Raw genomic sequence first — 1,641 nt, forward strand, 5'->3', positions numbered from 1 at the left:
ATTCTCTTCATGAGCTAAATCCAATAATTTATTAATTTTGCTTGTTACAAGCTTTTCACGGGATAGTGCTGTTTCAAAAACTTCTACTAAATTATTGTAATCATTCTTTGGCTCTTCCATTGCTAATGTTGTAACTCTTCCACCCATATCATTAATAAAATCAAAGAACTTCATAGCATGGGTATATTCTTCTTGAGCTTGAACTATAAAGAAATTTGCAAATCCATTATAATCTTCATCTGCACAATAGGCTGCCATAGCCATATAATAATATCCTGACAAAAGCTCAAAATTAAATTGATCATTTAATTCTTTTAATAATTTTTCAGATGCCATTTTTTAACCTCCTAAAGTCAATTAATAATATTGTATTTGTATCTTATTAACTATACGTATTATATATATCCAAAGTTTGTAATATTAATCACAATATCTATTAATCCATGAGAATTATATTTAATTTTTCATATATTTCATATCCTACAGTATCTGTTAAAGAAATATTATTATCTTTTAAAAATTGAATTAATGAATATTTCATCCCTTCACCGTATATTCCATCAAGAGCTCCAGTATAATATCCTCTAATCTTCAATCTTTTTTGAACTTCCATTACATCCGCTCCGCTATCTCCAGGTTTAAGATCTTTTAATCCATAAGCAAAAGGTCCATAGTCTCCATTTGTAATAGCTACAGTTGTATTATAATCTATAGTATTATAAAGTTCTTCTACATCCTTATTTCTCATCCTTATACAACCAGCTGAGGCATTAAATCCTATAGAACCAGGCTTGTTGGTTCCATGTATACCATATTTACCCCATGGTACATCTAATCCCAACCATCTAGAACCAAAACCGCCACCCCATTTAGCTTTTTCAATTATTTTAAAGGTTCCTAAAGGTGTAGGTGTATTAGCTTTCCCAGTAGCTATTACATAGTTATTTATTATTTTATTCGATGATAAATCTATAACAGAAAGCTGTTTTCTATCTACCTCTATTAATATCGCTAGGTTCTTTTTATCTATTTTAAAATAAGTATCCTTGTTTTCATAACCTATATCCCTTTTTATTAAAAATAGATGAATATAGTTTCCTATTATTATAACTATTAATATTAAAATAAATAATAGAAGAATAATTTTTATTCTCTTACTCATGGATTCATCCCCCCTATGTACTATTTATATGCTAACCTAAAATAATTAAAACTTTTAGAATTATTATTTTAAATTTAAAAAGGATAGCTAAGTCAATAGCTATCCTTGATAAATATGTACATAGTGTAACTCCCTTAAGTTATAAAAAAAGGGAGTTTCGTATTATCCTTCTGGATTATAAGGCTGATATATCTCGTATATAGAAAAATTTTCGCTGCTCAATAATTTAACAACAGCAGGTATTTGTTGAATACTTATATTAAGTTCAATTCCATTATATTTTAATACCATATCATCTGGTTCTACAATGTTAGATTGATGAATTACGTCTATAATTCGATTTTCAGTACTAGGAATATTCATACCACCTATCATAAAAAAAATCTTCTGTTTTTCATCCGAATAATCTTGAGGATTCAACCTATTAATCAATAATATTTTATTCATATTAAAACTCCTTGCTTTATATTTTATACATA

General features: G+C 27.4%; 3 protein-coding genes. All 3 read right to left on the bottom strand.

The window, feature by feature from the left end:
- Positions 1–336: ferritin (locus tag VK998_RS07500; RefSeq protein WP_325227203.1), on the bottom strand; the 336-nt coding region annotated here is incomplete at its 3' end.
- A 100-nt stretch (positions 337–436) separates the two neighbouring features.
- Positions 437–1,162: a L,D-transpeptidase family protein gene (locus VK998_RS07505; RefSeq protein ID WP_325227205.1), complete on the bottom strand. Its 726-nt coding sequence runs from the start codon at positions 1,160–1,162 to the stop codon at positions 437–439.
- 162 nt (positions 1,163–1,324) lie between these two features.
- A partial coding sequence (locus VK998_RS07510; RefSeq protein ID WP_325227208.1) for a hypothetical protein occupies positions 1,325–1,641 on the bottom strand: 317 nt, incomplete at its 5' end.

It is taken from the genome of Schnuerera sp., assembly GCF_035459645.1.
Classification (GTDB): domain Bacteria; phylum Bacillota; class Clostridia; order Tissierellales; family Tepidimicrobiaceae; genus Schnuerera.